This window comes from Okeania sp., from assembly GCF_983059655.1.
This window is the reverse complement of sequence record NZ_CEZPJD010000017.1, coordinates 1-5,910: the sequence shown is the minus strand read 5'-3', so window position 1 is coordinate 5,910 and position 5,910 is coordinate 1. Positions and strand designations below refer to the sequence as shown.

The 5,910-nt window shown below is 34.2% G+C and carries 8 protein-coding genes and 1 pseudogene; 2 read left to right on the top strand and 7 right to left on the bottom strand.

Translation table 11 applies throughout. The features are described 5' to 3' along the window. The 7 genes and pseudogenes from AC3DU7_RS02350 to AC3DU7_RS02320 form a co-directional block, all read right to left on the bottom strand. A pseudogene (locus AC3DU7_RS02350) lies at positions 1 to 206 on the bottom strand (glycosyltransferase); the annotation flags it as partial. A gap of 198 nt (positions 207 to 404) precedes the next feature. Further along, complete coding sequence (locus AC3DU7_RS02345) at positions 405 to 479, bottom strand: DUF6887 family protein (RefSeq protein ID WP_488037776.1); 75 nt, start codon at positions 477 to 479, stop codon at positions 405 to 407. A 366-nt stretch (positions 480 to 845) separates the two neighbouring features. Beyond that, positions 846 to 1,049, bottom strand: a complete 204-nt coding sequence (locus tag AC3DU7_RS02340) for a DUF6887 family protein (protein WP_488037760.1) — start codon at positions 1,047 to 1,049, stop codon at positions 846 to 848. Then, a complete protein-coding gene (locus AC3DU7_RS02335) occupies positions 1,046 to 1,183 on the bottom strand; it encodes a DUF6888 family protein (RefSeq protein ID WP_488037759.1) in 138 nt (45 codons plus the stop codon). The genes AC3DU7_RS02340 and AC3DU7_RS02335 overlap by 4 nt, the downstream gene beginning before the upstream one ends. A 204-nt stretch (positions 1,184 to 1,387) precedes the next feature. Next, positions 1,388 to 1,594: a CopG family antitoxin gene (locus AC3DU7_RS02330; protein WP_488037758.1), complete on the bottom strand. Its 207-nt coding sequence runs from the start codon at positions 1,592 to 1,594 to the stop codon at positions 1,388 to 1,390. Positions 1,595 to 1,598: 4 nt separating this feature from the next. Continuing rightward, positions 1,599 to 1,706, bottom strand: coding sequence for a hypothetical protein (locus AC3DU7_RS02325; protein WP_488037757.1), 108 nt, complete (start codon positions 1,704 to 1,706; stop codon positions 1,599 to 1,601). Between the two features lie 404 nt (positions 1,707 to 2,110). After that, the gene (locus AC3DU7_RS02320; RefSeq protein ID WP_488037756.1) at positions 2,111 to 2,692 is read right to left on the bottom strand and encodes a sigma-70 family RNA polymerase sigma factor; all 582 of its coding nucleotides are present in this window, start codon (positions 2,690 to 2,692) and stop codon (positions 2,111 to 2,113) included. Positions 2,693 to 3,019: 327 nt separating this feature from the next. Between AC3DU7_RS02320 and AC3DU7_RS02315 the strand changes: the two genes are divergently transcribed. Then, positions 3,020 to 3,337 (top strand): hypothetical protein, encoded by a 318-nt coding sequence (locus AC3DU7_RS02315; protein WP_488037755.1) that lies wholly within the window; start codon positions 3,020 to 3,022, stop codon positions 3,335 to 3,337. A 732-nt stretch (positions 3,338 to 4,069) separates the two neighbouring features. After that, positions 4,070 to 5,857 carry a fatty acyl-AMP ligase gene (locus AC3DU7_RS02310; RefSeq protein WP_488037754.1) on the top strand — a complete coding sequence of 596 codons (1,788 nt, stop codon included), beginning with the start codon at positions 4,070 to 4,072 and terminating at the stop codon, positions 5,855 to 5,857. The last annotated feature ends 53 nt before the right edge of the window (positions 5,858 to 5,910 follow it).

Genomic DNA, 5,910 nt, shown 5'->3' with positions numbered 1-5,910 from the left:
GGTAAATTAATGACTTGAACTCCAGGAAAAATATTACCCGTATAATCTTTCCAATTAGGATACAAATGAGCAAGAGGACTATAGTCTGGGCAAAATAATAAAACTTGATGTCCGAATTGACTTAATTTTTGGACTCGATAAAAACCACTGACAGTTACTCCATCTAATACAGGTAAAAATCCAGAGGCAATAATAGCAATTTTCATAAATTAAGGAAGAAGGAAGAAGGAAGAAGGAAGAAGGCAAGAAATCTAAGTCTTAAGCTAAGGAATTATTCATAAACTCGATCGTGAGTAACAATATCAATCAAAATAATAACTTCTTCTGTCGTATTTTTATCAATCTCTATTTATAAGCTGACTGCTGAATGCTTATTAGATTAGAAAGAAAATTCAAAATAATGCTTAACTGGACTTTTCTTCATTATGGCGATTTTCTGAAAGATATTGACGAAGTTCTGTATTATTCATTTGTGAGATTGATTATTTCATATTTCAAAATTCCAATTTATACCTTGGTGAATTACAATTTCTAAATCATCATTAATTCCTACTAAAGTCCAAATTCTTTTTAATCTTCGAGCTTAACGAAATAAATTGATGGGGTGATAAAGATTAAATAGGGCTTGCTGAATAAAAATTACAGTTTCTTTTTATTTATCTGTTGGCAAAAATTAACTTATTATCAGAATTTGAACTTAAAAGTTGACTGACAGTTTGTTCAATTAAATTCTTACTTTTGACTTTTTAATTTTGAATTTGAAATTAAAAGTTGACTGGCAGTTCGCTCAACTAAATTCTTACTTTTGACTTTTGACTTTTGAATTTATCCGAAAGGCGATCGCATTATTGTTTCTGGTTCAATTTGGCTTGAAAAATTGCCTCAATTTCTTCTCTATTAATTTCTGATGGTGGAGGATACTTAAAATTTTCCTTTTTCCGACTCATTAACTTTTCTAATGCTTGGCTAAACTTTTCTTCGTCATTACGATTTTCTGAAAGATATTGACGAAGTTCTCTATTACTCATTTGTGAAAGTGATTTGTTCATATTTCAAAATCCCTATTTCTATCTTGGTTAATTACAATTTCTAAACCATTATTTATCCCTACTAGAATATCAATTATTTTTGGTCTTTGATCGTAGAGAAATAAATTGATGGGATGATAAAAATTAGATAGCAACTAACAAATAAAAATTGCAGTTTCTTTTTGTTTATCTGTTGGCAAAAATTAACTCCTTATTCATACTTAAAAGTTGGCTGACAGTTTGTTCAATTAAATTCTTACTTTTGACTTTTAAATTTTGAATTTTGAATTTGAACTTTTTATCAAGGCGGTGCGTTACATTTCACCGCGAAGTACTCTACAAGGTTGCCATCGCACTATTCAAAAAGATACTTCACGTTTGCTGTTTACACAATCTTGAAGGTATAAATTAATTAATTGTTGATAAGAAATTCCTTTTTCTTGTGCTTTTTTCTCAAAATATTCTATTACTTCAATCCCTAAAGATAAATTTACTTGTTGCTTTAGTTTTTTGGCATAAGGATTAGGACGGCTTTTCATCTTAGTTAGGTCATATTCTGGTTTCATGGTTTTATCCTCCATACAGTTGACTTTCTTTTTTAGTTGCTTTGCGGGCAGAAATAATTCTGATGACGGATTCTTGTTCTCGATAACAATGAACTATCAATAATATTCGCATTTTTGAGCTTATACCAAGCAATAAAAATCTATCCTCTAACTCAGAGTGTTATTCATCCCAGAATTGAATGGCATTATCATCATAAAACACTGATTTGGCTTCTTAAAATAAAATACCGTGCTTTTTTTGATTAATCAGATTCTTTTCCGGTCCCACTCAAATCAACAATTGACTCATCTTTATATTTTAAAACAAACAATTTGATTAATTTAGAGTATTTGATTTTATCAATTCAATTTACCGAATAATTGTTAATTGCTAAAAAGGCTTTATATATCAAAACAACTCCGTATATCTATACTATTCAGGTAGCGAAAAGTAATTATAGAGATGCTCCATAGAACATCCCTATATTAATTATTTCAAAATTTCGAGGATTTTCGACTCCAGAAGAGTATCTATGATTATATCTCTACTGTAGAATGGCAAAATTCGCGCAATTTCTTGATAACCCTTTCTTTACGTTTCCTCAGAGCAGACGGTGTAATACCTTGGTATTCCTCCAAACTCGCAATTTCTTGCCACGATAAACCTTGAATTTCTTTGTAGTTTAAAAGTCTTTGTTCCTCTAGAGTTAACTTTTTTAAAGCTTCGTTTAATAGCTCTATTTTATTATTTGCCTTTTCAAACCGATCTTGTATAGTTGCATATTTTTGTAGCAAATTAAGGCTTTTTGTTACATACTTAGATTCTTTTTCACTAAGCTCTTCAAAGCTTTTTGTTTTAGATTTTTTCCTACTAAGCTCTCTAATATAATTATATGCTGTTCCACGAATCCACCCTGAGACACTGTTTATAGTTTTTCCTTCTTCCAAAGCCTTAATGCCTCTCTTGTAAACTTCATTAAGAATGTCGTTTGGTTGATAGAATTTATTCAGCCTAAATTGGTTTATACGCATCCAAATATAGACAAATAGTGAATCACTTTCATGACTATTTCGATGTAATAACTCGCAAAACTCTAAATCAAAACTTTCTTTCTTCATCTGAAATTATCTACTCCTAATAGCTTGAGTGTATTGATTCTGATAGTGCTATCTAAAGTAATGATTTTCTCGGCTACAACTATTTATTTGAGCAATATCATTACATTTCTAGGACTACCCATATACTTAGTGTCACTTGCCTATTTTCGTGACACTCTCAGTTCGTCACAAATACAAGTAAAAGCTCACTAAGTATATGTAGTAATAGATAAGTAACTTATGTCTTGGGACAATTCCAAAATATTCAATTCATCGGTCTTTGTTGAGTGTCTAGAACTAGAACAACTCGACTTTCCTTTGCTCCATACTAAAATTAAAAATTTTTCAATGACTTTAACTCCTAGCTTGAAAAAGCTGATTAATGAGTATGCTATTTTAGCTTTTTTACCTGAATTAAATCTGGAACAAGAAGAAAAATTAGGTGAAATACTTGACCAAGCTAATCAGAACCAAATCTTGGGTTTTTGGATTGCTGAGGTAGACTATATTTTGGGTGAAAGCTTAGGTTTGTTAAAGTCAGAAAACCTTAATTCTTATGAAGATCAAAAAGCAGTTTTAAGGGAACATTTTTCAAGCTACCTAACATACTTAGATCTTGATGAGTTTGGTTCTGAAAAGCTAGAAATTCAAGAGAAAATTAGCTAGTTTTAGGTTCTAATTTTTAGCCCCCGTCCCATATCCTCAAAAAAGGACAGGGGCTATTTGCTGATAATATTAAACTTACAAACAAAGTTATTAAAAATAACTACAAAATCAAAAGTCTAGAATAATCAAAGTTCAAATTTTTTCTATTTTACTTTGGTAACGAATATATTTTTTTTAGAAAAGTAAAAAAAGTAGGATGCTTGAGGTGATTTAGTTGATAAAAATAGATGATTTGGCAATATTTTGAGCCACAGTTGCACCGCACTTATGGGTTAATAATCGTTCCGTTGATAGTGCGTTACATTTCATCAACACACCCTACTGGACTCACTAATCAATATCTGAAAAGTTTTAATTATCAATCTCAGCTTCTTTGACAGAAAATTTAAAAGATTGTCATCAACTCCTGACAAAAAAAACCTAAAAATTCCTAAAAATCCATAAACTCGTCAACATAGTTTCAATGGTTTCAGCCTTATTTTTCAAATTATGTGATATCGTATACTTAGTGTAAAATCTATAGCATTTTTATTACCTAATAAGATTTTAAAGCCTGAAACACCTATAATTCCATTGTTTAAATGAGCGATCGCCTCATATTTATTTAACCAAGATGAACTAATTTTTCTCAGCCCCTCTAATAGAGATTTGACCTATTTACAACTATGTGGTACTCAAGAAAAACTTACCAATACAATACTCTAAATATTAATCTACTCAAAAAATCCTCAAATGGCTAAATACTCAACAATACTAGACATCCTAAACCATCGCTCTCAAAATCTACCTAATCAAACTGCTTATACATTTTTGCCAGATGGAGAAACCAAGTCTGGAAGCTTAACCTATCAACAATTAAATACCCAAGTACGAGCGATCGCTGCTCACCTCCAATCAATCATCACCCCAGGAGACCGAATATTAGTTGTTTATCCCTACACTGCCGGACTAGAATTTATCGCCAGCTTTTTTGGTTGTATCTGTTCAGGAGCGATCGCCGTTACCAGTAACCCTCCCCTCAATAACGACGCAATAGCCAAACTCCAAGAAAGAGTCGAATCTTCACAACCAAAAGCCATTCTCACCACAGAATCTTTTTTACGGGAAATTCAAGAAAAATTAGCCAAAAATCCAGACTTAGCTCCCAAACTCAACCAGTTACCCTGGATAGCCACAGACAAAATTGATTTTTCTGAAGCACCCCATTGGATAGAACCAAAAATAGACCCAGATACCCTCGCCTTTTTCCAATACACCTCCGGTTCCACAGGCAAACCAAAAGGAGTAATGGTAACTCACCGCAACGTATTGCATAACTCAGAAATTATTTATCAGTCATTTGAACATACCTCAGAAAGTCAGGGCGTAATTTGGCTACCCATGTTCCACGACATGGGATTAATTGGTGGAGTAATACAACCTTTATATGGAGGTTTTCCCGTCACCCTCATGTCACCCGTAGCTCTAATTCAAAAACCCATACGTTGGTTAAAAGCTATTTCTCAATACAAAGCAACAACCAGTGGCGGACCCAACTTTGCTTACGACCTAGTTTCTCGGCAAGTAACGCCAAAACAACTGAAAAATTTAGACTTAAGTAGTTGGAGTGTCGCATTTTCTGGAGCTGAACCAGTGCGAGCTGCAACTTTAGAAAGATTTGCCGAGACTTTTGCCCCTTGTGGGTTTCGCCCAGAAGCTTTTTATCCTTGCTATGGCATGGCAGAGACTACCTTATTTATCAGTGGCGCAACAAAAACAAAACCTCCAATTGTTAAGTATGTAGATGCCGAAGCTTTAGCAGAAAACCGAGTTGTGGTTGGTGGTGAAAAAAGTAGAGCTGTGGTTAGTTGTGGTTTTGCTTGGTTGGGCGATGAAATTATGATTGTTGACCCAGAATCATTAGCTCCACGTCCAGATGGTGAAGTTGGAGAGATTTGGGTATCTGGCGCTGGTGTAGGTAGGGGTTATTGGAATCAGTCAGAGGAGACGGAACGAACTTTTAATGCTTTTTTGGCAGATAAAGGGCCTTTTTTACGAACCGGAGATTTAGGATTTTTACAAGATGGGGAATTATTTATTACTGGTCGGATTAAAGATGTAATGATTTTGTGGGGTAGGTATCGTTATCCCCAAGATATTGAGCTGACCGTGGAAAGGTGTCATCCCGCTTTACGGTCTAGTTGTGGGGCAGCTTTTTCTATAGAAGCAGAAGATGATGAGCGATTGATAATTGTTCAAGAGGTAGAACGTAGTTATTTACGGAAGTTGAATGTTGAGGAAGTAGTTGGAGCAATTAGACAAGCAGTGGCTGCAGAGCATACAGTAGAAGTTTATGCGATCGCTCTGTTGAAGACTGGTAGTATTCCTAAAACTACCAGTGGTAAGATTCAGCGTCGAGTTTGTCGCAGTCATTTTTTGGAAGGTTCCCTAAATGTAGTAGAGCAATGGCAACTTCAGACTGAAAAGGGTAGTGTATCGGAATTAGCCGGTAATTATATAGATAGTCAAAGCAGGCAATAGGTATAGCGCTGTGCGCAGCTCATTTGGCAGTAGGCAATAGCGGTCAGACCCCG

Bases quoted from the DNA above. Each gene is read 5' to 3' on its own strand.
- AC3DU7_RS02340 (WP_488037760.1), bottom strand. From the start codon at position 1,049: ATGAACAAATCACTTTCACAAATGAGTAATAGAGAACTTCGTCAATAT.
- AC3DU7_RS02330 (WP_488037758.1), bottom strand. From the start codon at position 1,594: ATGAAACCAGAATATGACCTAACTAAGATGAAAAGCCGTCCTAATCCT.
- AC3DU7_RS02325 (WP_488037757.1), bottom strand. From the start codon at position 1,706: ATGCGAATATTATTGATAGTTCATTGTTATCGAGAACAAGAATCCGTC.
- AC3DU7_RS02320 (WP_488037756.1), bottom strand. From the start codon at position 2,692: ATGAAGAAAGAAAGTTTTGATTTAGAGTTTTGCGAGTTATTACATCGA.
- AC3DU7_RS02315 (WP_488037755.1), top strand. From the start codon at position 3,020: ATGACTTTAACTCCTAGCTTGAAAAAGCTGATTAATGAGTATGCTATT.
- AC3DU7_RS02310 (WP_488037754.1), top strand. From the start codon at position 4,070: ATGGCTAAATACTCAACAATACTAGACATCCTAAACCATCGCTCTCAA.